The organism is Lacinutrix sp. MEBiC02404 (assembly GCF_053601575.1).
Map to the genome: position 1 here is coordinate 999,791 of NZ_JBSHNV010000220.1, position 24,400 is coordinate 1,024,190.

24 protein-coding genes are annotated in these 24,400 nt (G+C 32.8%); 12 read left to right on the forward strand and 12 right to left on the reverse strand.

Annotation, left to right across the window (positions count from 1 at the left end; translation table 11 throughout):
* Positions 1-27: 27 nt before the first annotated feature.
* The 3 genes from ACVCXO_RS18855 to ACVCXO_RS18865 are packed head-to-tail and all read left to right on the forward strand — an operon-like array spanning position 28 to position 2,484.
* On the forward strand, positions 28-591 hold the full coding sequence (locus ACVCXO_RS18855) for an RNA polymerase sigma factor (RefSeq protein WP_452231136.1): 564 nt from the start codon (positions 28-30) through the stop codon (positions 589-591).
* Complete coding sequence (locus tag ACVCXO_RS18860) at positions 578-1,372, forward strand: hypothetical protein (protein ID WP_452231137.1); 795 nt, start codon at positions 578-580, stop codon at positions 1,370-1,372. Before ACVCXO_RS18855 ends, ACVCXO_RS18860 begins: the two co-directional genes overlap by 14 nt.
* A gap of 32 nt (positions 1,373-1,404) precedes the next feature.
* Positions 1,405-2,484, forward strand: a complete 1,080-nt coding sequence (locus ACVCXO_RS18865) for a hypothetical protein (RefSeq protein WP_452231138.1) — start codon at positions 1,405-1,407, stop codon at positions 2,482-2,484.
* 146 nt (positions 2,485-2,630) lie between these two features.
* On the opposite strand, the gene ACVCXO_RS18870 is transcribed toward ACVCXO_RS18865, so the two are convergent.
* Positions 2,631-4,115 (reverse strand): pyridoxal phosphate-dependent decarboxylase family protein, encoded by a 1,485-nt coding sequence (locus tag ACVCXO_RS18870; protein ID WP_452231139.1) that lies wholly within the window; start codon positions 4,113-4,115, stop codon positions 2,631-2,633.
* 24 nt (positions 4,116-4,139) lie between these two features.
* Positions 4,140-4,727, reverse strand: coding sequence for an aspartyl/asparaginyl beta-hydroxylase domain-containing protein (locus ACVCXO_RS18875; RefSeq protein ID WP_452231140.1), 588 nt, complete (start codon positions 4,725-4,727; stop codon positions 4,140-4,142).
* A gap of 254 nt (positions 4,728-4,981) precedes the next feature.
* Here ACVCXO_RS18875 and dnaG point away from each other — a divergent pair, with 254 nt between their 5' ends.
* Positions 4,982-6,940: a DNA primase gene (gene dnaG, locus ACVCXO_RS18880; RefSeq protein WP_452231141.1), complete on the forward strand. Its 1,959-nt coding sequence runs from the start codon at positions 4,982-4,984 to the stop codon at positions 6,938-6,940.
* On the opposite strand, the gene ACVCXO_RS18885 is transcribed toward dnaG, so the two are convergent.
* Positions 6,935-7,561 carry a response regulator gene (locus tag ACVCXO_RS18885; RefSeq protein ID WP_452231142.1) on the reverse strand — a complete coding sequence of 209 codons (627 nt, stop codon included), beginning with the start codon at positions 7,559-7,561 and terminating at the stop codon, positions 6,935-6,937. The two genes, dnaG and ACVCXO_RS18885, sit on opposite strands and share 6 nt — an antisense overlap.
* 106 nt (positions 7,562-7,667) lie before the next feature.
* Positions 7,668-8,456 (reverse strand): NAD(+) synthase, encoded by a 789-nt coding sequence (gene nadE / locus ACVCXO_RS18890; protein WP_452231143.1) that lies wholly within the window; start codon positions 8,454-8,456, stop codon positions 7,668-7,670.
* Positions 8,457-8,534: 78 nt separating this feature from the next.
* Here nadE and gldB point away from each other — a divergent pair, with 78 nt between their 5' ends.
* A complete protein-coding gene (gldB, locus tag ACVCXO_RS18895; RefSeq protein ID WP_452231144.1) occupies positions 8,535-9,497 on the forward strand; it encodes a gliding motility lipoprotein GldB in 963 nt (320 codons plus the stop codon).
* Entirely contained in the window at positions 9,497-9,832 is a 336-nt protein-coding gene (gene gldC / locus ACVCXO_RS18900; protein ID WP_452231145.1) for a gliding motility protein GldC, read from the forward strand. The genes gldB and gldC overlap by 1 nt, the downstream gene beginning before the upstream one ends.
* A gap of 74 nt (positions 9,833-9,906) precedes the next feature.
* Here the strand turns inward: gldC and aqpZ are convergent, their stop codons facing one another.
* The 7 genes from aqpZ to purH all read right to left on the reverse strand — a co-directional run bounded on the left by aqpZ (position 9,907) and on the right by purH (position 18,089).
* Positions 9,907-10,608, reverse strand: a complete 702-nt coding sequence (aqpZ, locus tag ACVCXO_RS18905) for an aquaporin Z (protein WP_452231146.1) — start codon at positions 10,606-10,608, stop codon at positions 9,907-9,909.
* Positions 10,609-10,781: 173 nt separating this feature from the next.
* A complete protein-coding gene (rodA, locus tag ACVCXO_RS18910) occupies positions 10,782-12,059 on the reverse strand; it encodes a rod shape-determining protein RodA (protein ID WP_452231147.1) in 1,278 nt (425 codons plus the stop codon).
* Positions 12,060-12,062: 3 nt separating this feature from the next.
* Positions 12,063-13,991 (reverse strand): penicillin-binding protein 2, encoded by a 1,929-nt coding sequence (gene mrdA, locus ACVCXO_RS18915; protein WP_452231148.1) that lies wholly within the window; start codon positions 13,989-13,991, stop codon positions 12,063-12,065.
* A complete protein-coding gene (locus tag ACVCXO_RS18920; protein ID WP_452231149.1) occupies positions 13,988-14,494 on the reverse strand; it encodes a rod shape-determining protein MreD in 507 nt (168 codons plus the stop codon). Before ACVCXO_RS18920 ends, mrdA begins: the two co-directional genes overlap by 4 nt.
* Complete coding sequence (mreC, locus tag ACVCXO_RS18925; RefSeq protein ID WP_452231150.1) at positions 14,487-15,308, reverse strand: rod shape-determining protein MreC; 822 nt, start codon at positions 15,306-15,308, stop codon at positions 14,487-14,489. Before mreC ends, ACVCXO_RS18920 begins: the two co-directional genes overlap by 8 nt.
* A 19-nt stretch (positions 15,309-15,327) precedes the next feature.
* On the reverse strand, positions 15,328-16,356 hold the full coding sequence (locus ACVCXO_RS18930) for a rod shape-determining protein (protein WP_452231151.1): 1,029 nt from the start codon (positions 16,354-16,356) through the stop codon (positions 15,328-15,330).
* 200 nt (positions 16,357-16,556) lie between these two features.
* Positions 16,557-18,089 (reverse strand): bifunctional phosphoribosylaminoimidazolecarboxamide formyltransferase/IMP cyclohydrolase, encoded by a 1,533-nt coding sequence (gene purH / locus ACVCXO_RS18935; RefSeq protein ID WP_452231152.1) that lies wholly within the window; start codon positions 18,087-18,089, stop codon positions 16,557-16,559.
* A 197-nt stretch (positions 18,090-18,286) separates the two neighbouring features.
* Between purH and ACVCXO_RS18940 the strand changes: the two genes are divergently transcribed.
* Positions 18,287-19,540, forward strand: a complete 1,254-nt coding sequence (locus ACVCXO_RS18940) for an ABC transporter permease (protein WP_452231153.1) — start codon at positions 18,287-18,289, stop codon at positions 19,538-19,540.
* A gap of 103 nt (positions 19,541-19,643) precedes the next feature.
* Here the strand turns inward: ACVCXO_RS18940 and ACVCXO_RS18945 are convergent, their stop codons facing one another.
* Positions 19,644-20,099 (reverse strand): GAF domain-containing protein, encoded by a 456-nt coding sequence (locus ACVCXO_RS18945; RefSeq protein WP_452231154.1) that lies wholly within the window; start codon positions 20,097-20,099, stop codon positions 19,644-19,646.
* An 89-nt stretch (positions 20,100-20,188) separates the two neighbouring features.
* Here ACVCXO_RS18945 and xrtF point away from each other — a divergent pair, with 89 nt between their 5' ends.
* From xrtF to ACVCXO_RS18970, 5 genes are all read left to right on the forward strand, one after another.
* A complete protein-coding gene (gene xrtF / locus ACVCXO_RS18950) occupies positions 20,189-20,740 on the forward strand; it encodes an exosortase family protein XrtF (RefSeq protein WP_452231155.1) in 552 nt (183 codons plus the stop codon).
* Entirely contained in the window at positions 20,733-21,161 is a 429-nt protein-coding gene (locus tag ACVCXO_RS18955; protein WP_452231156.1) for an exosortase F system-associated membrane protein, read from the forward strand. Before xrtF ends, ACVCXO_RS18955 begins: the two co-directional genes overlap by 8 nt.
* 58 nt (positions 21,162-21,219) lie before the next feature.
* Positions 21,220-21,633, forward strand: coding sequence for an HYC_CC_PP family protein (locus ACVCXO_RS18960; RefSeq protein ID WP_452231157.1), 414 nt, complete (start codon positions 21,220-21,222; stop codon positions 21,631-21,633).
* A gap of 99 nt (positions 21,634-21,732) precedes the next feature.
* Complete coding sequence (locus tag ACVCXO_RS18965) at positions 21,733-23,973, forward strand: TonB-dependent receptor (RefSeq protein WP_452231158.1); 2,241 nt, start codon at positions 21,733-21,735, stop codon at positions 23,971-23,973.
* Positions 23,974-24,037: 64 nt separating this feature from the next.
* Positions 24,038-24,394 (forward strand): heavy-metal-associated domain-containing protein, encoded by a 357-nt coding sequence (locus tag ACVCXO_RS18970; protein ID WP_452231159.1) that lies wholly within the window; start codon positions 24,038-24,040, stop codon positions 24,392-24,394.
* Positions 24,395-24,400 lie beyond the last annotated feature (6 nt).

The following is a 24,400-nucleotide window of genomic DNA, read 5'->3' on the forward strand; positions in this document are numbered from 1 at the left end:
AAATAGAACGTAATACGTACGCATATTTTGAAAGTTATTCAACTGCATAAAAACGAACCCTTGCTTATAAAAAAAGCAATAAAAAATAATCGTGAAGCCCAACACGTATTGTTTCAGTTGCATGCACCCAAAATGTTAAGCGTTTGTCGGTATTATATTAAAGACACCCAATTTGCAGAAGAAGCCATGTTAAATGGTTTTTTTAAAGTATTTCAGAATTTAAAAAATTTTAAAAACGAAGGTAGTTTTGAAGGTTGGATTAGACGTATCATGGTAAGAGAATCTATTTCTTTTTTAAGGCAGAAAAAGCAAATTGAATTTTCGTCGGATGCAGAAGTAGAAGATGTAAATCATTCCAATAATATTCAAACAAATATGGAAGTTGCCGAAATCCAGCAACTCATAGATGATTTACCTGAAGGCTATAAAATGATATTTGTGATGTATGCCATTGAAGGCTATAAACACCAAGAAATAGCAGACATGTTGGGGATTTCTGAAAGTACTTCTAAGTCGCAATTGTTCAAAGCAAGAAAAGCGCTTCAGCAAAAAATTAAAGCATTAAACAAAACAGGTTATGGCACCAATTAAATTTGAAGAAAACATAAGAGAGAAGCTGGAGAGAAGAACTCTGGAGTCCTCTGAAAATGCGTGGGAAAGTTTAGAGCAACGCTTAAATGCAGACGAAAAAAAGCCAAGTAAAAATACGTTTTTATGGTTTGGTATTGCGGCAAGTGTAATAGGTCTCTTGTTTGTGGTTACTCAATTTGTAACGCTAGATACTACCAATTCGACTGTTTCACCTATTGTTGTAGATGCAGAAAATGAAACGAGTACGAATCCAAGTCCAACTTCGGAAATCATTCTAGAAATACAAGAAGTGGTTCAAGAACAAGTGCAAACTTCAGAAAACATGAAAATAAATACCATACCAACTAACAGTAGTATTACTGAAAATACAGTTCGAAAAACAATCCAAAATCAAAAAATAAAGCAGCCATTAGTTCGTAATTCCGCCATAACAAACAGCGCTAAAAAAGAATCAAAAGTATTAAGTGTTATTGGGATAGCGGAAGAAGAGGTTATAGCTTCGGTTGTTAAAACAGAAGGCGTTTTAGGAAAGAAAGAAAGTCAAATAGTAAGCACCAATTTAAAAACAACAGATTCTGAAATTGAAGCGCTATTGCAGACTGCTAATAAAAAGATGCAATTAAGTACGAATAGCAGCGTAAAGTCTATTGAGGTTGATGCAAATACATTATTAGAAGATACAGAAACAGAATTGCCTCCATCATTAAGAGGTAAGTTATTTAAAGTTATTGAGGAAAATTTTAAAACGGCAACCACAGCAGTTGCTACTAGAAACGAGTAATATATAAATCATCCATTAAAAAACGAACAGTAATGAAAACAGCAACAAAATACGTAATCGGTATTATTTTAGTGTGTGCGATGCAATTTGCCAAAGCACAAGAAAATCCAAATGCATTAAAGATTGAATTTTTAGAAAATAAAAAGGAGCAAGTTACAAATGAGGAAAAGGAGTTTTTAAAAGAAAGTGTGGCAAGTATAAATGTCAAATTAGATAGTGGCGAAATTACCAGTGAAGAAGCAGATGTATTAAAGCAAACAGAAGCAGAAAAACACGCATTAAATATTGAAAATAGAATTGCTATTCTAGATAATAAAATTGCCTTATTAGAAAGAAATGAAGAAGTAACTTCCGATGTTGGTGCTAACCTAGATGGTTTTGTAATTTCTATTGGAAAGGAGGAAGATTCCGATGAGTTTGATAAAGGCGGTATTTATATTGGTCCGAAACAGAAAGCAATTCCGAAAATATACGATAGACGTACCACAAGCGATATGGTTTTTGCCATAGGTTTTAATAATGCAATCATTGAAGGGCAATCGTTAAGTGATTCGCCATATAAATTAGGTGGTTCTGGATTTGTAGAATTAGGTTGGGCATGGAAAACACGTCTGTTTAAAAATTCAAATGCGGTACGTTTAAAGTATGGTCTATCGGTGCAATGGAATAAATTAGATCTAAAAGACGATCAGTTTCTTACCGAAAATAATGATGTTGTTTCTTTAGAAACAAGTGCTTTTAACTTAAACAAATCTAAGTTTAGAACTACCAATTTAGTAGTGCCAATACATTTTGAATTTGGCCCATCCAAAAAAATTGAACGTGATACGTATTTTAGATACTCGACTTATAATAAATTTAAAATCGGAGTTGGTGGTTACGCAGGAGTTAATTTAAGTTCGATGCATAAAATTAAATACAAACTAGATGGCGATAGAGAAAAGGATAAAGAAACCGATTTAAACACCAATCCTTTTGTTTATGGGATAAGTAGTTACATTTCTTTTGGTAATGTTGCCGTATATGCAAAGTATGATTTGTCACCATTATTTAAAGACCAAGCAATAGATCAAAACAATATTTCTTTAGGATTACGATTTGATTTGGATTAATTTTTTTGAGTTAGTGAATTGAAAAAAAGCACCTTTTTGGTGCTTTTTTTGTTTAAGATGTTTATTAATGATTAGTTACGTGATTTGTTTTTAGAAGTAGAATGTACTTTAATTATATATGCTATAACGAGTTGCTTTATTGTTATCTAACTTTGCAGCATTAAATGCATTTTCCGTCCTTCTGTAACTAGTATTTTGATGGAATCCTCTATATCTTTTTTTGTAGTTCTAAAGTTAACAATACAGGTTCTCAAACAATATTGATCTGCTATAATCGCGTTAGATAGAAATATTTCTCCGCCTTTTTGAAGTTCGTCTAATAGTTTCTCATTCAAGGTATTTAGATAAACCTCTTTTTCCTCAACATCTCCTTCTAAATCTTTTGGCACATATCGAAGTGTGGTAATACTTAAGTTTTGAGTTACGGCTTTTAATTCTTCGTGACTGTTCGCCAAGGCATAGAAATATTTTGATAATTCTATGTCTTCCCTTATTAGTTTTGTATAGCCATTGCTTCCTATTTGTTGTAATGCAAGCCATACTTTTAATGCGCGAAAACCACGAGAATTTTGGAGTCCGTATTCAAAGTAATTCTGTGATCCTCCTTCTTCCGTTAAACTGAAATTATAATATTCTGGATGCGAACTATAAGTGTCTATTAGATGTTTCGGGTTTTTTACCAAAGTACAACCGGCTTCCAACGGACTATACAACCATTTGTGCGGATCTAAAGCAATAGAGTCGGCTTCTTTTATTCCTATAAATAATTCTTTTAATTCCGGAATAATTGCAGCAGGAGCACCATAAGCACCGTCAATATGAAACCATAAATCAAAGGTTTTGCATATAGCAGCAATAGCTTCTAAATTATCAATAATTCCTGTACTCACATCTCCAGCAGTACCAACAACCATAAACGGTTGATGGCCTTGCTTTATATCTTCTTTTATGGTTTGCTCTAAAAGATGTGTATTCATTTTATTGGATGTGTCTGTAGCAATCCAACGTACCGATTTAGAACCATGCCCAAACAAAATGGCAGCTTTATCTATCCAAGTATGTGTAGATTTCGAACAGTAGGTAATTAATTGTTTCGATGCATTGGAAAGTCCGTTTTCTTTAATCTCTTTTGGAGCTTTGGCTGTTCTTGCTGCTAGAAAAGCGGTAAAATTAGCCATGTTTCCACCACTTACCAAAATGCCTCCATAATTTGGAGATACACCAATAAATTCTGCCAACCATTTAATGGTTTGTTTTTCTATTTCTGTGGCTATCGGACTCAGTATTTGTGCGCCAACATTTTGGTTGACGGAAGCTGCTAATAAATCTGCTAAAGCGCCAATTGGTGCTGCAGAAGATGTGATATAGCCAAAAAATTTAGGATGTCCATTAAATAACGAATGGTCTAATAGTAATTTCGTAGCATTAGAAATTAATGCTTCCGCTGGTTTTCCATCTACTGGTAAAGCAGCATCTCCTAATATATTTTGTAATTCTTTTGGTGTCTTTTTTGTTGTAAGTTGTTTGTCCGGAAGCTCTTCCAAAAAATCAGAAATGGTATCAATTAGTTCATAACCAATTTTTCGAAACGCTGCTTTATCCATTTCGATGGCGTTTTCTCTAGTCTTCATGCTTCGGTTTGTTTTGTGAATTTATTAGTGTACTGCATTAGAAATGATTTCAACAATGCTATTATTAGGTATTACATCTATGGTTAAATTAATACGATCTGTGTTGCCATTATTAATAACACGATGTTTATCGGTTAAACGCAAATACCAACATTCTCCAGTTTTCATAGTAACCAAAGAGTCGTTAAGAAAAAACGAAACGCCTTCATTATTATCTATGGGAATGGTAAGTCTAATCATTGATTTTTCTTGCTCTAAGCCTAAAGTAGGATCGGTATGTTCTTTTACTACAGAATTTGGTGCCAAAAATAATAACCTAACCAAATTAACGGAAGTATGCTTGCTAAAGCTATCGATAACGCTTTTTAAATATGGTGATTTTTCTAAATTCGGTGTGTTCATCCAATCTGTCCAAGAGCCATCTGCATAATCCGTTGCAGGCGGAGGGAAAGGCAAAGAGCTGTCTACCAAATGTGCCGGAGAACGCAAAGTAATAACTTTATAATATTCGTAATGTTCCTTTTTTAATGCCTGTGCTTCTGCGGCCATTTTTTCTACATCAAACGTAAAAGGTAATTGTATTCTGTCACTAAATTGCTTCTTTGTTTCCATTTGGTATTTTGCCGTTTCTTTGAATTTTATAGTCGTAGTGGTTGATTTTCAGTTTGCTGATTTATAATTTTCCTTATCTAAGTTAACTTTTTTTTTCTAACGGAATATGTTTTGTTTTTTATATCTGGTTGTATTCCAGAGGATAAATAGAATTTTTTAGAAAGAGAGCTTTCCTATTGCTATTAATTTTTAAACCAAAATCTTTTATATTACATTTACGGAATAATTCCGCGAAAGCGAAAAAACTTCCATAATTGATATCAAAATCCACCATAGATCATGTATTTGAAACCTCACGCGTAGAAGAGGTTATTGGCGATTTTGTGCAGTTAAAAAAGTCGGGAAGTAGTTTTAAAGGATTAAGCCCTTTTAGTGAAGAACGCACACCAAGTTTTATGGTGTCTCCTGTGAAACAAATCTGGAAAGATTTTAGTACCGGAAAAGGAGGGAATGCGGTTGCTTTTTTAATGGAGCATGAGCATTTTACCTATCCCGAAGCTATAAAGTACTTGGCTAAAAAGTACAATATTGAAATTGAAGAAACCGAGCAGAGCAACGAGCAAAAGGAGCAAGCCAATGAACGGGAGAGTTTATATTTAGTAAGTGAATATGCGAGTACGTATTTTCAGAAGGTATTACTAAAAACCGATAAAGGAAAAGCGATTGGTTTAAGCTATTTTAAAGAACGTGGTTTTACAGACGAAACGATTAAGAAATTTGCACTGGGTTTTTCTTTAGATGAGTGGCAAGCTTTTACAGACGAAGCTTTAAAACAAGGATATAAAATAGAGTTTCTAGAAAAAACGGGACTGACTATTGTGAAAGGCGAAAAACGCTTTGACCGATTTAAAGGTCGCGTGATGTTCCCTATTCAAAGTATGAGTGGGCGCGTGCTTGGTTATGGCGGACGTATTTTAACCAATGATAAAAAAGCGGCGAAATATCTAAACTCTCCAGAGAGTGATATTTACCATAAAAGTAAAGTTTTATACGGGATTTATCAGGCCAAACAAAGTATTGCTAAAGAAGATAATTGTTTTTTGGTGGAAGGATATACCGATGTGATTCAGTTTCACCAAACCGGAATTCATAATGTGGTTTCTTCTTCTGGTACTGCATTAACGCCAGATCAAATACGATTAATAAATAGGCTTACTAAAAATATTACCGTACTATTTGACGGAGATGCTGCCGGATTACGTGCATCGCTTCGCGGAATTGATTTAATTCTGGAACAAGGTATGAATGTGAAAATTTGTACGTTTCCCGAAGGAGAAGATCCAGATAGTTTTGCAAAACAAAATACTTTAGAAGAGTTAAGCGAGTATTTAAAAGAGCATGCACAAGATTTTATTCAATTTAAAGCTTCGGTTTTATATGAAGAATCTAAAAATGATCCGGTTAAAAAAGCCGATACTATTCGAGATATTGTAAATAGTATTGCTAAAATTCCGGATCGAATTAAAAAGGAAATCTATATTCAAGAATGTTCTAGAATTATGGATATTAGTGAGCAAGTATTGTTTACAACCTTGGCACAAATAACAAATAAAGACGTTCAAGAAACGCATAAGGAACAGAGTAAAAAACAAACTGCTTTTGAAGTTATTAAGCATGAACAGCCTAAGAAGAAGGTGGATGTGCAATACATTTTAGAACGTAAAATTATTGAAATACTGCTGCTTTATGGGAATAAAACAGAGGATTTTGAAGATTTAGTTTTAAAAGAAAACGAGAAAAACGAATTAATTCTCGAGCCTGTAAAACACCAAACTAAAGTTTTTGAAAAAATATATTTAGACTTGCAAGATGATGAAATGCAGTTTACCAATGAGCAGTTTAAAAACTTGTATTACACCATAATTGATACCTTAAACCAAAATCCGGATTTTGCCATTGAGCAGTTTGTAAATACGGTAGAACAGGATGTGGCGAATGAAATATCTTCCATTTTAATGGAGGATGAACGTTATAGTTTATCGGATTGGCATAGTAAAAATATATTCCCAAAACAGAAAGATCAATCTATTGCCCAGTTAGTTAGCGAAACCATTTTAAGTTTGCGTTGTTTTTTAATAGACCAAAAAGTAAAAGAGTTTATGCAGCAAACACTTGAAAACAGATCGGAAGTAAACAGAAGCGTTCTAGAAGAAGTAAAAGATTACTCTAGTCTAAAAATGTTACTTTCCCGAAAACTAAATAGAGTTTTATAACTCTAATAATTTTGCTCTATTAATTAAGTCGACAATATTAGAAACGTTTAGTTTTTTCATTAAACGCGCTTTGTATGTACTCACTGTTTTTTCATTAATAGCAAGTTCTACCGCAATTTCTTTGTTTTTTCTTCCAGATGAAATGAGTTTTAAAACCTCAATTTCTCTCGTAGATAATTTCTTGTAAAAATTACCAGATCGACTAACCCGTTTACCAATTGCTAAACGTTGCGTGAGATCATTACTTAAATAAATGCCGCCACTATACACTTTTATAATAGCTTCTTTAAGTGTAACAATATTAGCCGTTTTGCATAAGTAACCAGAAGCCCCAGCTTTTATCGTGTTCATAGCGTAGACCTCTTCAGGTTGGGCGCTAAACATGATAACTTTAACATCAGGATGTTCTTGATTAAGCCTTCTTAAGGCAGTAATGCCATTAAGCTTTGGTAAGTCAATTTCAGAAATAATAATGTCTACTTTATTCTTGTTTAAGAATTCAAATATGGCTTCACCATCATCTAGTGTGCCAACAACTTGAATGTTAGACGACGTAATAAAAAGTAGTTCTAGACCTTTCCTAATTATAGGATGATGGTCTACTACCAACAGTTTAATCATAACTTTAATTTTTTAAATTTGTTATAACTTCTGAGGAAAACAACAGACGTTTTTGCTATTAGTCGTTTAGTAAAAGTAGTGAATTCTTACTGATAAATAAAATATTTTATTTTAAATCTTTTGATATTTCACAAATAGGAATGGCAATCATCTTATGTTTATTAGCCGAATGGTAACGTTTGTAGATTACAAAAGCCTCTTTTTGCCTTCCTGAAAAATCGTCCTCGGTCTTACCTTCATCATGCATTTGCATGGCCCATTCTAGTTCTGGATACGACGCTCCAATTTGATCTTCATCACTTCTAGCATCACCAAATAATCCGTCACTTGGTGCAGCTTTCATTATAGATTCCGGTACTTCTAAATATTCTCCAATTTGATATACTTCCGATTTTAATAAATCTGCAATCGGACTCAAATCAACACCGCCATCTCCATACTTCGTGTAAAAACCAACACCAAAATCTTCTACTTTGTTTCCGGTTCCTGCTACCAGTAGTTTTTGTAATCCTGCATAATAATATAAAGTAGTCATACGTAGTCGAGCTCGCGTGTTTGCTAAGGCCATATCTACAATAGCTTGGTCGCCATTTAAAGAAACTTCGGTTTTAAATTCTTCAAAAACAGGAGTTAAGTCTGTTCTTGTAGACCGCACATTTGTATATCGTTTTTTTAATTGATCGATATGCTCTTGTGCTCTGCTAACATGACTTGCTGCTTGATGAATTGGCATTTCAATACATAAAACGTCTAAGCCTGTTTCTGCACATAAAGTAGAAGTTACCGCAGAATCTATTCCGCCAGAAACACCAACAACAAAACCATTCACTTTAGCGTTTAATGCATACTCTTTTAACCAATTTACAATATGATGTGCTACTTTTTCTGTTTGCATTTTTAAAGATTTTAGAACAAAGAATAGTACCTTTGCCTAACAAAAATAAACAATAGCTTAATTAATAAAAATAAGTTTATGAAGAATATTTTTTTATTTCTTTTTATCGCTGTTTTGTGTGTTTCGTGTAAACGGGATGCAAGCTTTGAAAAAGAAATTTCTAAAGTAGATGTGTCTGTGGCTATTGAGCGATTTGATTTGGCATTTGCACATGCTAAAGCGAATGACCTTAGTAGTTTAAAAGATGCTTTTCCGTTTATGTTTTCTAAAAAATATGTAGATTCTTTTTGGGTGGCCAAAATGCATGACACCTTACAATTAGAATTAAATACCGAAGTAGAAAAAATATATCCCAATCTGAATACGGTGGAAAGTGAGCTAAAAAGTTTCTTTCAACACATGAAATACTATTTTCCCGAATTTAAAACACCGCGTTTAGTTAGTGCAACTTCCTTTGTAGATTATAGAAATAAAGTGATTGTAACCGATACGATTTCGCTTATTTCGATAGATACGTATTTAGGAAGTGAACATCCTTTTTATAATGGCATTCAAAAGTATTTAGCAGCAAATTTTACAGAAGATCAGATCGTAGTAGATTTTGCTTCCAAATATGCGGAAAACTATATTTTTCCGAAAGGGAATAAAACATTTTTAGACGAAATGATTTTCTTTGGAAAACAATTATATTTTAAAGATATCATGATTCCGTTTAAAACAGATGCAGAAAAAATTGGCTATTCGCAAGAACAGTTAGATTGGTCGAAAGCCAATGAAGCACAAATTTGGAGCTATTTTGTAGAAAATGAATTATTGTTTAGTACAGATGCAGATTTACCAAATAGGTTTATAAATCCAGCACCTTTTTCTAAATTCAAGTTGGTAGAAATAGATCAAGAATCTCCAGGAAGAATAGGTCAGTATATAGGATGGCAAATTGTACGCGCTTATATGAAGAATAATAATGTGTCTTTAAAAGAAATGCTTACTGATAATGCCGAAGAAATATTTAATAAATCGAACTTTAAACCAGAATTGTAATGGCTAAGATTACCTCAAAAATTGAATTAAACGTAGAACTAGACGAAAATAGAGTTCCAGAAAAATTAGTATGGACAGCAGAAGATGGAGGCATTAGTAAACAAGAAGCTAAAGCGATGATGCTTTCTGTTTGGGACAGTAAAACCCAAGAAATGCTACGTATAGATCTTTGGACAAAAGATATGCCTGTCGATGAAATGAAAGTGTTTTTTCATCAAACATTGGTTGCTATGAGTGATACTTTTAATAGAGCAACCCAAGACGAAAAAATGACGGCAACCATGAAAGATTTTTGTGATTATTTTGCTGAGAAATTAGAATTGAAAAAGGATTAACTTTCCTTTTATACATACAAAAAGCGTCTTGAAACTTAATTTTAAGACGCTTTTTTAGTATATAATATTGGGTATTAGTCTTTATTTGGAGCCATAAACTTGTAAACAAGGCCGGCTAAAATAGCGCCAACAATTGGTGCTACCCAGAATAACCATAGTTGTCCCATTGCTTCCCCGCCAACAAATAAAGCTTGACTAGTTGATCTCGCAGGATTTACAGAAGTATTTGTAACAGGAATACTAATTAAATGTATTAGTGTTAATGCCAAACCAATTGCCAATCCGCCAAAACCTGGTGAAGCATTTTTATGCGTTGCGCCTAAAATCACGATTAAAAACATAAAGGTCATTACTACTTCAATTAGTAACGCAGAGGTCATACTAAAGGTATGTCCGTATTGTTCTACGCCATAAAAATTAGTTGCAAAATCGCCAGCTTTCGAGTAGCCAGCAAAACCATCCATACCGCTAACAATGGCATAGAGTATTGCGGCTCCAGCAATACCACCTAATACTTGAGCAATAATGTACCCCGGTAAATCTTTTCCGTCAAATCGTCCACCAACAAAAAGACCAATAGATACAGCAGGATTAAAATGGCCGCCTGAAATATGTCCTAAAGCGTACGCTCCTGTTAAAACGGTAAGTCCAAAAGCAAGTGCTACACCTACTAAACCTATTCCTATATTGGGAATTCCTGCTGCTAAAACTGCGCTACCACAACCACCTAGTACTAACCAGAAAGTACCAATAAACTCTGCTAATAATTTTTTCATTGTTTTTGTTTTTTGTTAATTAGTTTGAATGCTCTAAATATTAGAGTGTTTTCTAAATTAAAAAAAAGGAATGAAATATTTTATTTTGGAAGTTGGACCAATCTATTTTTTCGGATGAAGTGATTGTTTTATTCTGTAATCTGTTGAATACTATAATTTTTGAAGGTAATTACTTACCATTCATTAATTCTATTCGAATCTAATTTGATGAATATAAATAGTAAAATGGTAAATCCCCAAAGTCCGGAACCACCGTAACTAAAAAAGGGAAGCGGAATACCAATGGTAGGTATTAAACCCATTACCATACCAATATTAATCATAAAGTGGAAAAATAAAATAGAGGCTACCGAATAGCCATACACTCTACTAAATTGTGATTTTTGGAGTTCTGCTAATTTTAAAATACGAAGCATCAGTAATACAAATATGATGACTACAAAAACACTTCCTAGAAAACCCCATTCTTCACCAACAGTACTAAAAATATAGTCTGTATGCTGTTCTGGTACAAATTTCCCTGTGGTTCTTGTTCCTTCTAAAAACCCTCTTCCAGAAAAACCTCCAGAGCTAATTGCTTTTTCAGATTCGTATAAATTATACAAAATATCTCTACGCATTTCTGCTACTTTTTGCGGATCTTTTTCTAGACGTAACCAAAGACTTATTCTGTCTTGTTGGTGTGGTTGTAAAATGTTTTGGTAGAAAAATTTAATTCCGAAAGCAATTACTATACAAACCAAAGCGGTAAGAATTGGCTGTAAGATTACAGGTTTCTTTTTTTGAATAAAGTAGTTTGCTATAATGAAAATAATAGCTAAAACAGAAGTGATTATTGGTCCGAATTTTAATGCTAAAATGGAAATAGCAACTAAGGTTAATGCAAGTGTTAGGTATATTTTTGGTAAACCTTCTCTGTATAAAACAAAAAAGAAAGAGGCATAAACTAAAGTACTTCCTGCGTCATTTTGAAGTAAGATTAAAAAGGCAGGAATTAGGATGATAATAAAGATTCTTATTTGGTCTTTAAAGGTTCTAATATCGGTATTTAAATCGCTTATGTATTTGGCAACAGCTAATGCCGTAGCAGCTTTGGCAAACTCACTGGGCTGAAAGGTCATGCCTCCAATACCATACCAAGAAGTGGCTCCGTTTACGTTTTTACCGAAGAGGAATAGACCAACTAAGGATAACATGGAAACGATAAAGATTAAACTGGCAAACCGTTCGTAAAACTTAGCGTCTATAGAAAGAATAAAGATTATGAGTATAATGGTTAAGCCTATGAAAATTAGTTGTCTTCCGTAAGGTTGGGAGAAATTAGTATAATCAATGGTTGTTCCTGTGTGGGAAGCGGATAAGATATTCATCCAACCAAAACCTACTAAAATTAAAAATAAAATAATAGTAACCCAGTCAAATTTAAAATGTCTATCTGTTTGTCTAAACATAGATTAGTATTCTAATTTGGTTAGTTGTTCTTTTAGTTTATTTACTTCTTCTAAGGAAATTGTTTGTAGCGTGGTTCCTCCATTAATTTTAAAGGGTTCACCCGAGTATGGTTTAGCATATTCATCTTCTAAACTGTGCGATACTATCCAATTTTCTAGATCTTTTCTGGTTACTTCGCCATTTATATATTTTTCTATCATTAAACTTGCAATACGTCCTGCAAAGCGTCCTCCCCAATATCCATTTTCAACAAATACTGCAATGGCAATTTTTGGATTATTTTTAGGTGCAAAGGCTACAAATATAGAGTGGTCTGTAAGTTGTGTTCTTACACTATCAATTCTCACAAAATTTTCAACAGTACCTGTCTTTCCACAAATTTCAATTCCAGGAACTTGTAAATGACTTGCAGTTCCATATTTGTAAACATTCAGCATCCCTTCAATTACAGTTTCAAAATGTTGTTTATCTATGGTTGTATATTTTGGTGTAGTAAAGTTTAGATCTACGTTTTCTCCTTTAATTTCTTTTATAATATGGGGTGTAAAATAATAACCTCTATTCGCAATTGCCGCAATCATATTTGCTAATTGAATTGGTGTTGTAGCAACTTCTCCTTGTCCAATAGCATTAGAAATAGTGTATGTGGAATAAAACGTTTTTGGGTAAATACCTTTATAATAGGCTCTGTCCGGAATTCTTCCTTTTTGACCAACGTATAAATCGTTGTTTAAAAAGTTTCCTAAACCAAAACTTTTTACGTGATCGCTCCAAACGTTAATTCCTAAGGAAGCATTTTCGGGCTTGTCTAAAATTCTTCGGTATACCGTTGCAAAATAGGCATTACAAGATTCTTGAATACCATGTACCATATCGTTTCTTGTACCACTTCTACAATGGCATTTCATAAATCTGTTCCCGTATTTATAACCAGCATAACAGGTAATCTTTTCGTCTGTAGAAATTACACCTTCTTGTAAAGCAACCAATGCATTCATTAGTTTAAAAGGAGAGCCAGGCTCATAAACGCCTTGTAAACTTCTATTAAATAATGGTTTTGCAATGGAGTCATTATATAGTTTGGTGAAGTTTTTAGAACGATCTCTACCGACTAATAAATTAGGGTTGTATGTTGGTGCAGCTACCATAGAAAGTATTTCTCCAGTGCTTGGCTCAATAGCAATTATTCCACCACGTTTATTAGCCATTAATATTTCGCCATACGCTTGCAACGTAGCATCGATAGTTGTTTTAATGTCTTTCCCAGATTCTGGTAAGGTGTCAAATTTCCCTTTTTTGTAGGGACCGATATTTCGATTAAATCTATCTTTTTGTATGAATTTTATTCCTTTTACACCTCGTAATGTGGTTTCATAAGAAGCTTCAATACCTTGCATACCAATTAAATCGCCCATTTTGTAATAGGGATTTTTATTCATGATTCTTTGATTTACTTCACCAATATCACCAAGTACATTGGCACCAATGGTGGTTTCGTAATTTCTTAAAGAACGTTTTTGAATGTAGAACCCTTCAAACTTGCGCATTTTCTCTTGTAAAACGGCGTAGTCTTCTTTCGATAATTGCGGAAGAAAAACATAAGGCAATCTTGGAGAATAGGTGTAGGCTTTTTTATAGGTTTGAATAAACTGTTCTTTGTCTATTTTTAAAAGAGAGCAAAACTCTAAAGTATCTAGTGGTTTTACTTCGCGGGGAATCACCATCACATCATAAGATGGTTGGTTAGAAACTAGAAGTTTTCCGTTTCTATCATATACAAAACCTCGTTTTGGGTAATCATATACCTTACGTATGGCGTTGTCTTCATATAAATTATTGGTATTATCTTGATATACTTGAAGAAAAAAAAGTCTTGCAATAAAAAGAATACCGACAAAAATTATGGAAATGAAAAGTAGTATTTGCCTCATTTAGATTTTCTGCTGAATATAATGGTTACTAAAACACATAGTATAATAGTAAATATACTTGAGAATAACGTTTTTTGAAGTACTAAAATTATCTTTGAAAAGTTAAAAATTTCAAAAAGGAATAATAGGAAATGATGTATTACTGTAAGTATGGTTATATAGGTTAGTCTTGGGCCAAATTCTACCTGATTAAATTTAATGGTTTGGTGCTCATATACTGCGCCAAAGCAAAATTTTAGAACGGCTGGTCTTATAAAAGCGATGGTTACACAAGCAGCTGCATGCATACCACCAGAATCTAAAAACATATCTATAGTAATACCTAATAAAAAACTTAAAAGCAAAAACAGCATTCTGTTATTTTTTACTGGAAATAAAAGGATAAACAGAATGTATATATAAGGGTTTATGTACCCTAAAAAGTTAATATGCGAAAGCACTAATATTTGCGCGAGCACTAATACTATAAATCGGATAGCGTTGGAAGAAATGATACTATTCATCCACAGGATTTATTAGGTTCTTAATTTCTTTTGCATCTGTGTTTTCAATCACGTAAACATGTTCCATATTGGTCATGTCATTAAATAAAGTAACGTTGATCTCGTAAAAATCTTCGGCAGCATCCAACTTAAAGTCTTTTACTATACCTATAGGAACTCCTTTGGGAAAAATAGCAGAACGACCAGAAGTCATTATGGTATCTCCTTGTATTAGCTTTGCTTTAGATGGGATATCTACCAATTGCACAAACTCTGGTGATTTGCCATTCCATTTTAGGGTACCAAAATGATTGGTTCTTTTTAATTGCGCACTAATTTTACTTTTCGTGTTTAAAATGGAAAGTACTGTTGCATATTTTTTGCTAGTATGATCTACAATTCCTAAAATTCCTTTAGACGTTATAACACCAAAATCTTGTTCAATACTATCGCGTTTTCCTTTGTCAATAAGTAAAATATTGGTGCTAAATGTATAGTTGTTTTTTATTACAATGGCGGGTGTAACCTTGTAAATAGAGCTATACGAAAGACTATCTAAAAAACTAGATATTGTATCTTTATTGGTATTAAAAAGTATAGATTTTAGTTTATTGTTTTCTTCCTGGAGTAGTAGGTTTTGTTCCTTTAAACCAAAATATTGACTAATATTATTTACTTTATTATAAATACCTCCAGACAAAAAATTAGCAGAGTTTACAAACTTGCTTTTTTGGTACGAATGATTTTGAATAGTAAAAACAAAGGATATAGAAAACAGCAATATAAATAACAAAAATGATTTGTTACGTAATATAAAATTAACTATTTGCTGCATGATTTAATGGGTATTACTCTTATTTAATCAATACGCTTTTGTATTTAGCTAGGTTTTTAAGGGTAATTCCTGTACCACGAACAACAGCACGTAATGGATCTTCTGCTATATAAACAGGTAAATCTGTTTTTTGAGATAAACGCTTGTCTAAACCACGTAACATAGATCCTCCACCTGCAAGGTAGATTCCTGTGTTGTAAATATCTGCAGCTAATTCTGGTGGTGTTTGCGATAGTGTTTCCATTACTGCATCTTCAATACGAAGAATAGATTTATCTAAAGCTTTCGCAATTTCACGATACGATATTTGTACTTGCTTTGGTTTTCCGGTAAGTAAATCACGACCTTGAACACTCATATCTTCTGGCGGAAGATCTAAATCTTCGGTAGCAGCACCAATTTGAATTTTAATTTTTTCGGCAGTACGTTCACCAACATATAAATTGTGTTGGGTACGCATGTAATAAATAATGTCATTTGTAAATACATCACCGGCAATTTTTACAGATTTATCACAAACAATTCCTCCAAGAGCAATTACTGCAATTTCTGTAGTACCACCTCCAATATCCACAATCATGTTTCCTTTTGGTTGCATAATGTCTACACCAATACCAATTGCTGCAGCCATAGGCTCGTGAATTAGGTAAACTTCTTTACCATTTACGCGTTCTGCACTTTCTTTTACCGCTCGCATTTCTACTTCTGTAATTCCAGAAGGAATACAAATTACCATACGTAAAGCAGGAGTGAAGAGTCTCTTTTTTAAAGCGGGAATGTTTTTAATAAACATGCTTATCATTTGCTCTGAAGCATCAAAATCTGCAATTACACCATCTTTTAATGGTCTAATGGTTTTAATGTTTTCATGCGTTTTTCCTTGCATCATACTGGCTTCTTTACCAACAGCAATAATTTTTCCTGTTATTCTATCTCTAGCAACTATGGATGGACTATCAACAACCACTTTGTCATTATGAATAATTAAAGTGTTTGCAGTTCCTAAATCTATTGCAATCTCTTCGGTTAAGAAGTCAAAAAATCCCATTCTTTATTTTAATTATGTACGTTAAAAAATCACATCTCGTAAAGGTAGTAAAACTCTTTCTAAATTTGATTTTAAAATTAATGTTTTAATAGCTGAAAATCTACACCATTAAATGCAGATTTTCAACTATTTATTTAAGCTTATATTTTTCACTTTCGTGGAATTATTATTGCTATTAAGATCCCTTTTTTTAAGGGATTTTAATGTTTAAAATGTCTTGTGCCAGTAAATACCATTGCAACATTATTAGCATTACAATAATCGATACTTAATTGGTCTTTAATCGATCCTCCAGGTTGTATTACTGCTGTAACTCCTGCGTTTTTAGCAATCTCTACACAATCTGGAAACGGGAAAAATGCATCACTCGCCATTACCGCTCCTTGTAAATCAAATTTAAAAGATTGCGCTTTATGAATCGCTTGGTTTAATGCATCTACACGACTTGTTTGTCCTGTTCCGCTTGCACATAATTGTTTATTTTTTACTAAAACAATCGTGTTTGATTTGGTGTGTTTGCAAATTTTAGATGCAAAGATTAAATCATCTAACTCCTTTTGGGTTGGTTTATTGTTTGTAGCATCTTTTAAATCTTCAAGGCTATCCGTTTTATTATTTCTTTCTTGAACTAAAACACCATTCAAACAAGTTCTTACTGTCGTTTGTGGGAAATCAAAATCCTTTAAAATAAGTAAGATTCTATTTTTCTTTCCTTTTAAAATTTCTAAAGCTTCCGCAGAAAACGAAGGTGCAATTACAACCTCACAAAATAACTTGTGAATTTCTTCAGCAGTAGCTTTGTCTATTTCCGTGTTGCTAATTAAAACACCACCAAATGCAGAAACTGGGTCTCCAGCTAAAGCATCAACATAAGAATCAAGTACCGTTTCACGTTGTGAAAAACCACAAGCGTTATTGTGTTTTAAAACGGCGAATGTTGGTTTTTCTCCTTTAAATTCGTTTATTAAATTTACAGCAGCATCCACATCTAAAAGATTGTTGTAGCTTAATTCTTTACCATGAAGTTTCGTGAATATTTCATCAAAATCACCAAAGAAGAAACCTTTTTGATGCGGATTTTCTCCATAACGTAAAGTCTTCCCTTGCGTTTCGCTAAGTTTAAAAGAAGCGATCTCATGGTTTTTGTTGAAGTAATTAAAAATAGCAGAATCGTAATGCGAAGAAACATTAAACGCTTTTGCAGCAAATTGTTTTCTATCTGCTTCGGTTAGGTTTCCGTTTTTGTCTGTGATTAATTCTAAAAATTCAGAATAATCAGTAACCGAAGAAACGCAAATGACATCTGCATAATTTTTTGCAGCTGCGCGAATTAATGAAATACCACCAATATCGATTTTTTCAATAATGTCTTGTTCGCTAGCTCCAGAAGCAACTGTTTTTTCAAAAGGATATAAATCTACAATTACACAGTCGATTTGCGGAATTTCAAATGCTGCTAATTCTGCTACGTCACCTGCATGATTTTGTCTGTTTAAAATACCTCCAAATACTTTTGGGTGTAATGTTTTTACGCGTCCGCCAAGAATAGAAGGATAAGAAGTTACATCTTCTACAGGAACGACATCGATACCTAAATCGTTTATAAATTTTTGTGTTCCGCCTGTAGAATAAATAATTACTCCTTGATCATTTAATTTTTTTACAATTGGTTCTAAACCATCTTTACTAAAAACCGAAATTAGTGCAGACTTAATTGTTTTACTGTTGCTCATTGTTGTTGTGTTGTTTGGCTGCAAAAATAGTAATATAAAGTGCTTTTAATAAGTGAAATTACATTTGTTTTTTCAACTAAAACAAGGAGTTATTAACAACTTTGTTCTTGTAATTTGTTTTCATTTATTTGTAACAAATAATATATAAAAACGTCTTACCTTTATATCACTTTAAAAAAGTATAATATTTACTGCATATGTTACTGTATTTACGTCTCTTTAAAGAGAGCTTTTCTTTTGCTATTAGTGCCTTGACCAACAATAAGCTGAGAACTTTTTTGTCTTTGCTTGGTGTTACCATTGGTATATTTTCTATTATAGCAGTTTTAGCGGCGGTAGATTCTTTAAAAAATGATATAAAAGGAAGTATTAGTTCTTTAGATAATAGTACCTTATATATTATGCGTTTTTCTTTTGGTCCATCTACGATTCCGCAATGGAAAAGAGAACAATTTCCAGATGTTACGTATGAAGAATATCAATTTATACAAGATCGAATCCCGAATGTAGAAGCTGCATCTTTCTCGTTAAATGTAAATCCGGAAACCATTAAATATGAAGGAGCTTCAGTTGAAAATGTAGAAATGGCTGCAGTAACTAGTGGATATTATGATATTGAAAGTTTACAAATAGAACAAGGTCGCTTTTTTAATGCATCGGAATCTGATTCTGGTTCGCCAGTGGTGGTTTTAGGAGATGAAATTTCAAGTAGCTTGTTTGGTAATTTAGATCCTATTGGAAAAATAGTTCGCCTTTACGGAAGAAAATTTACAGTCATCGGGGTGCTTAAAAAAGAAGGCTCTGGTTTATTTGGAGGCTCTAAAGACACCGCGGCAATTTTACCTGTAAACTTTGTACGAAGACTTTTAGGGGATAATAATAAAATAGCTTTCCCTGCTATTGTAGTGAAACCAGAATCTGGTGTGGATTTATCGGAGTTTAATGCGGTTATTGCACAAGGATTGAGAAACTTTAGAGGATTAAAAGCAGGAGAAGAAAATAATTTTTTTGTAAATGAGCTGCAAGGTTTTACCGATTTAATAGATAATATTACCGGACAACTAAATTTTATGGGTTGGATTATTAGTGGTTTTTCTCTTTTAGTTGGCGGATTTGGTATTGCTAATATTATGTTTGTTAGTGTAAAAGAAAGAACGAATTTAATAGGAATTCAAAAATCACTAGGAGCAAAAAACCGATTTATTCTGTTTCAGTTTTTGTTTGAAGCAGTTATTTTAGCTGTAATAGGTGGTTTAGTTGGTTTGTTTTTAGTTTGGCTAGTATCTATATTAATGACACAACTTACCGATAGCTTTGAGTTTATCTTGTCTTATGGTAATATGTTTCTAGGGTTTATACTCTCGACCATTATAGGTTTGGTTTCCGGAGTTATTCCTGCGCTTTCCGCTTCCAAATTAGATCCTGTAGAAGCTATTAGATCCGGAATGTAGGTTTTAACGAAGCTTGCTTTTAAATTATAAACACACAAAAAATGCTCAGCATTCATTTATATATGAATCTTGAGGATTTTTTTTAATTTTAATTGTTACTCTGTTATAAGATCTTAGCAACTTGCGCGCAAACAAACTCTAGAAAACGCTCATCTGCCTCGTTAAAAGGATCTGGAGTATTCGAATCAATATCTATTTGTCCTATATTTTCGCCATTAACAAAAATAGGAATTACAATTTCTGCTTTTACCGTAATGCTACAAGCGATATAATTATCTTGAGCAGCAACATCTGCAACCACGAAATTTTCATTACTAACAGCAACTTGACCACAAATACCTTTTCCAAAAGGAATAATAATATGATCTGTTGGCTCACCAACGTAAGGACCAAGCTTTAATTCGTTTTTATCTCCATTTTTAAAATAAAAACCAACCCAATTGTAGTACGTGATATTTTCGTCAAGAAGTGTGCAAATAGATAATAATCTATCATCTACAGACGTTTCTTTGGTGTTAATTATTTTTGTTATCTCTGGTTTTAATTGCTCGAAATTCATTTCTTTAAAAACTTTTTACAAAAGTATTTAAAAACCAATAAACTTAATCGCTTTTTGTATAAATTTAACCTTGTAAACTAAAAGAAATATTGAAACAACTTTTTATAAAATATAAGTCGGTAATAAAATTTATAGTAACCTTTTTATTGGTGTATGCCGTTTTAACTTTTAGCTATAAATTGTTTTTACAATATTCTTCAGGAGAAGATTATTATCCAGATTACATGACTAATTTGGTAGGAAAACAAAGTAAGGAAATATTAAGCGCTTTAGATTACAGAGTTTCGCTTATACCACATCCTACAGAAGCTTCTTTAAAATTAATTATTAACGAAAAATATGTGGCTAGAGTTATAGAAGGTTGTAATTCGGTAAGTATTATTATTTTATTTATATCCTTTATTATAGCATTTGGCAGTAAGTTTAAAACTACAGCGCTTTATATTTTAGCAGGAAGTGTATTAATTTATATTGCTAATTTAGTTCGAATTGTAATCCTATCCATTGGTTTATATCATTATCCTTGGCGAAAAGATATTTTACACACTGTAATTTTTCCTGCTATTATTTATGGTATGGTTTGTTTACTCTGGATAGTTTGGGTGAATCGTTTTTCTAAAATTAAGAAGCAAGATGCATAAATTAGCAAAATATGGTATGTTGTTGGTTTTGGGTGTTTTACTCATATTAATTCGCGTGTTTGAAGAACACATTTTTTATGATCCATATTTGTCTTTTTTTAAGAATGATTATTTGTATTTAGACTCGCCAAGGCAAGAAGCCTTTAAGTTAACCATGTTTACGGTTTTACGATATGTAATTAATTCTGCGATTTCTTTAGCCATTTTATTTGTTCTTTTTAGAGATAAAAGCATCGTTAAATTTTCTGTTATTATATACGCACTAGCATTAGTGATACTTTTAGTGTTATTCTTGTATTTTGTAATAAGTCCGAGACAAGAAGATTATTATTTGTTTTTTAATGTGCGAAGATTTTTAATTCAGCCATTAATATTATTGCTCTTAATTCCTGCATTCTATAATTATAAACGGCAGGAGTAAAATTGTTAATGGTCCTACAAAACAAGGTTTTTAAACTTTGTTTTTGTAATTTTGCAAAGTGATAAAACAGTTTTTACATACCAGTTTTTCTATAACATTAGCCTTTTTAGTGCTATTTTCAACAGTATCTCTTACTATTGAAAAGCATTTTTGTGGTGATGTTTTGGTAGATGTTTCCATTTTTTCTGAAGGAGAAGATTGCGGAAAGGATACTTTAGCATTAGAAAAAGCTGTAATCACAAAAAAGAGTTGTTGTAAAAATGAGATTGATGTAGTGCAAGGTCAAAAGAATTTGACGATTAAAACTATTGACGATTTAGAGTTTGAACAGCAATTATTTTTAACAGCATTTACCTACACGTATAGCACTCTTTTTGAAGATTTTTCAACGCAAATTATTCCTCATAAAGATTATGCTCCGCCAAGGCTAGTTGTAGATCTTCAGCTGGTTCACGATACTTTTTTAATTTGATTTATTAAGTGATTATCGATGCTTTCATTTTATGGAAGTAAACACGTATGCGCAAACTTTTCCGTATACATAGAACAATCTATGGACTTAATAAAACCTATGAAAAACATATTATATATAGTATTAATGCTTCCTCTTGCCATTTTTTCACAAGACAAAATTAGCGGCGTAATTATGGAAGCCAATGATAAAAATGAACAGTCTCCTTTATTTGGAGCAAATGTATATTGGCTAGATACCTCTGTTGGTACTACTTCCGATTATGACGGAAACTTTAGTATTCCGTATAACACTTCCTATAAAAAACTAGTAATTAGTTATGTTGGTTTTAAAACCGATACTTTAACGATTAATAGTGCGAAAAAGGTTCAAATTCTATTAGAATCTAAGAGTGATTTAGGAGAAGTAACTATAACTTCTAGAAAACAGGCAACTGCAAAATCTTATTTGAATGCAACGAATACCTTTACGGTAAGCAGTAAAGAACTGTTAAAAGCGGCATGTTGTAATCTGTCGGAGAGTTTTGAAACAAACCCATCTATTGATGTGAATTTTGCAGATGCAGTTACTGGAACGCGACAAATTAAAATGCTGGGTTTAACAAGTCCATATCTATTAATTGCTACCGAAAATATACCATCCATTCGTGGCGCATCTCAAGCTTTCGGATTAAGTTTTATTCCTGGAACTTGGGTAGAAAGTATTCAAATTACAAAAGGTGCGGGAAGCGTTGTTAATGGTTATGAAAGTATTGCTGGCCAAATAAATGCCGAATTGGTTAAGCCTGCATCCGATGATAAATTATTCGTGAATCTTTATGGAGCAAGTAATACGCGTCTAGAATTAAATACACACTTTAATACTAAAGTAAGTGAAAAATGGGATACAGGAATATATTTACACGGGAATACCCATAATGAAAAGCATGATGTAAATGATGACGGATTTATGGATATGCCTTTGTATAATCAAATAAATCTAATGAACCGTTGGCAATATATCAACCAAGAAAAAGGTCTAGTAAGCTTTATTAATTTTAAATTTTTAAATGATGAAAAGCAAACTGGAGAAATCGATTTTGATCCTAAAACAGATAGAGGAACAACTAACGCTTGGGGAAGTGAAATTGACACAAGAAGATATGAGGTTTCTTCAAAGTTGGGTTATGTAAATCCACAAATTCCTTGGCAAAGTGTTAGCGTGCAAGCAGCTTTTAGTAGTCATGCGCAAGATTCTTATTTTGGATTGAATACCTATGATATTACCCAAAACAGTTTGTATTCTACAATAATTTATAACTCGATTATTGGGGATTCTAGAAGTAAGTTTAAAACCGGAATTAGTTATACCTACGATCATTATGACGAATTAGTAAACACGGTAGATTACGGAAGAAATGAAGCGGATTTTGGTGCCTTTTTTGAATATGCATATGATAATTTAAAGAACCTAAACGTTACTGCCGGAATTCGTGTAGATGCTCATAATTTGCTAGGCACATTTGTTACGCCACGAGTACATGCACGATATACACCTTGGGGAAAATCTGCTTTAAGAGCTTCTTTTGGAAGAGGAAAACGTAGTGCTAGTATTTTTGCCGAAAATCAAAGTATATTTTCTACCTCTAGAACTTTTAATATTTTAAATTCTGGAGGGGAAATCTATGGTTTAGATCCAGAAATAGCATGGAATTATGGTGTTTCTTTTTTACAAGGATTTAATTTATTTAATAGAAAAGCAGACATTACTTTAGATTATTACCGAACAGATTTCCAGAATCAAGTGGTTGTAGATTATGAAAATCCGCAAGAAGTAAACTTCTATAATTTAGAAGGGGATAGTTATGCGAATAGCTTTCAGATAGAAATGAATTATAATATGTTTACCAATTTCGATTTGCGATTGGCTTATAAATATTATGATGTACAAACGCAATATGGTTCCGAGAAATTAGAAAAACCACTTGTTCCTAAAAATAGATTTTTTGCAAATGCATCGTATGAAACACCTATTAAAGAAGGGAAAACAGGACATTGGAAAATGGATGCAACATTTAATTGGTTAGGTAAACAACGTTTTTCGTCAACCGCATCTAATCCATTGCAATATCAGCTTTCCGAATATTCACCAACAGTAGGAACTTTAAATCTGCAAGTAACCAAAGTGTTTTCTCCAAAATTTGAAGTATATTTAGGAGGAGAAAATGTTACCAATGTAAGACAGAACAATCCTATTTTAGGAGCAGACGATCCTTTTGGCGCAAATTTTGATACCACATTTGTATATGGTCCTATTTATGGATCTAATTATTACGCGGGATTACGATTTAAAATACAGTAAAAAATAAAAATAAGTTTAATAAAAAGATTTCCACCTTCGTGGAAATAAAAAAAAGAAGATTATTATGAAAAAAACAATAGCATTACTCGTTTTATTATTTGTTGGTACAGCAACTTTTGCGCAAAACAAAAACGCGAAAGCATCTATTGAAGTAGATGGCGTTTGCGGTATGTGTAAAGACCGAATTGAAAAAGCATGCTTTAAAATTAAAGGGGTAAAGTCTGCAATTTGGAGTGTAGAAACGCATGAATTGCAACTTATTTATAACGAGGAAAAAACGAACTTAAATGCAATTCATACTGGTATTGCAGCGGTTGGTCATGATACGAAAGATTTAAAAGCAACCGATGAAGCGTATGCAACGGTGCATCCTTGTTGTGAGTATCGCGATGAAGAAGTGAAAGACGATCATAAAGAATAACGAGAG

Bases quoted from the DNA above. Each gene is read 5' to 3' on its own strand.
- gldC (WP_452231145.1), top strand. From the start codon at position 9,497: ATGGCTAAGATTACCTCAAAAATTGAATTAAACGTAGAACTAGACGAA.
- purH (WP_452231152.1), bottom strand. From the start codon at position 18,089: ATGAGCAACAGTAAAACAATTAAGTCTGCACTAATTTCGGTTTTTAGT.
- ACVCXO_RS18885 (WP_452231142.1), bottom strand. From the start codon at position 7,561: ATGATTAAACTGTTGGTAGTAGACCATCATCCTATAATTAGGAAAGGT.
- ACVCXO_RS18865 (WP_452231138.1), top strand. From the start codon at position 1,405: ATGAAAACAGCAACAAAATACGTAATCGGTATTATTTTAGTGTGTGCG.
- ACVCXO_RS18870 (WP_452231139.1), bottom strand. From the start codon at position 4,115: ATGAAGACTAGAGAAAACGCCATCGAAATGGATAAAGCAGCGTTTCGA.
- ACVCXO_RS18965 (WP_452231158.1), top strand. From the start codon at position 21,733: ATGAAAAACATATTATATATAGTATTAATGCTTCCTCTTGCCATTTTT.
- gldB (WP_452231144.1), top strand. From the start codon at position 8,535: ATGAAGAATATTTTTTTATTTCTTTTTATCGCTGTTTTGTGTGTTTCG.
- ACVCXO_RS18945 (WP_452231154.1), bottom strand. From the start codon at position 20,099: ATGAATTTCGAGCAATTAAAACCAGAGATAACAAAAATAATTAACACC.
- ACVCXO_RS18970 (WP_452231159.1), top strand. From the start codon at position 24,038: ATGAAAAAAACAATAGCATTACTCGTTTTATTATTTGTTGGTACAGCA.
- ACVCXO_RS18955 (WP_452231156.1), top strand. From the start codon at position 20,733: ATGCATAAATTAGCAAAATATGGTATGTTGTTGGTTTTGGGTGTTTTA.
- ACVCXO_RS18860 (WP_452231137.1), top strand. From the start codon at position 578: ATGGCACCAATTAAATTTGAAGAAAACATAAGAGAGAAGCTGGAGAGA.
- mreC (WP_452231150.1), bottom strand. From the start codon at position 15,308: ATGCAGCAAATAGTTAATTTTATATTACGTAACAAATCATTTTTGTTA.
- ACVCXO_RS18920 (WP_452231149.1), bottom strand. From the start codon at position 14,494: ATGAATAGTATCATTTCTTCCAACGCTATCCGATTTATAGTATTAGTG.
- aqpZ (WP_452231146.1), bottom strand. From the start codon at position 10,608: ATGAAAAAATTATTAGCAGAGTTTATTGGTACTTTCTGGTTAGTACTA.
- ACVCXO_RS18940 (WP_452231153.1), top strand. From the start codon at position 18,287: ATGTTACTGTATTTACGTCTCTTTAAAGAGAGCTTTTCTTTTGCTATT.
- ACVCXO_RS18875 (WP_452231140.1), bottom strand. From the start codon at position 4,727: ATGGAAACAAAGAAGCAATTTAGTGACAGAATACAATTACCTTTTACG.
- mrdA (WP_452231148.1), bottom strand. From the start codon at position 13,991: ATGAGGCAAATACTACTTTTCATTTCCATAATTTTTGTCGGTATTCTT.
- ACVCXO_RS18930 (WP_452231151.1), bottom strand. From the start codon at position 16,356: ATGGGATTTTTTGACTTCTTAACCGAAGAGATTGCAATAGATTTAGGA.
- rodA (WP_452231147.1), bottom strand. From the start codon at position 12,059: ATGTTTAGACAAACAGATAGACATTTTAAATTTGACTGGGTTACTATT.
- nadE (WP_452231143.1), bottom strand. From the start codon at position 8,456: ATGCAAACAGAAAAAGTAGCACATCATATTGTAAATTGGTTAAAAGAG.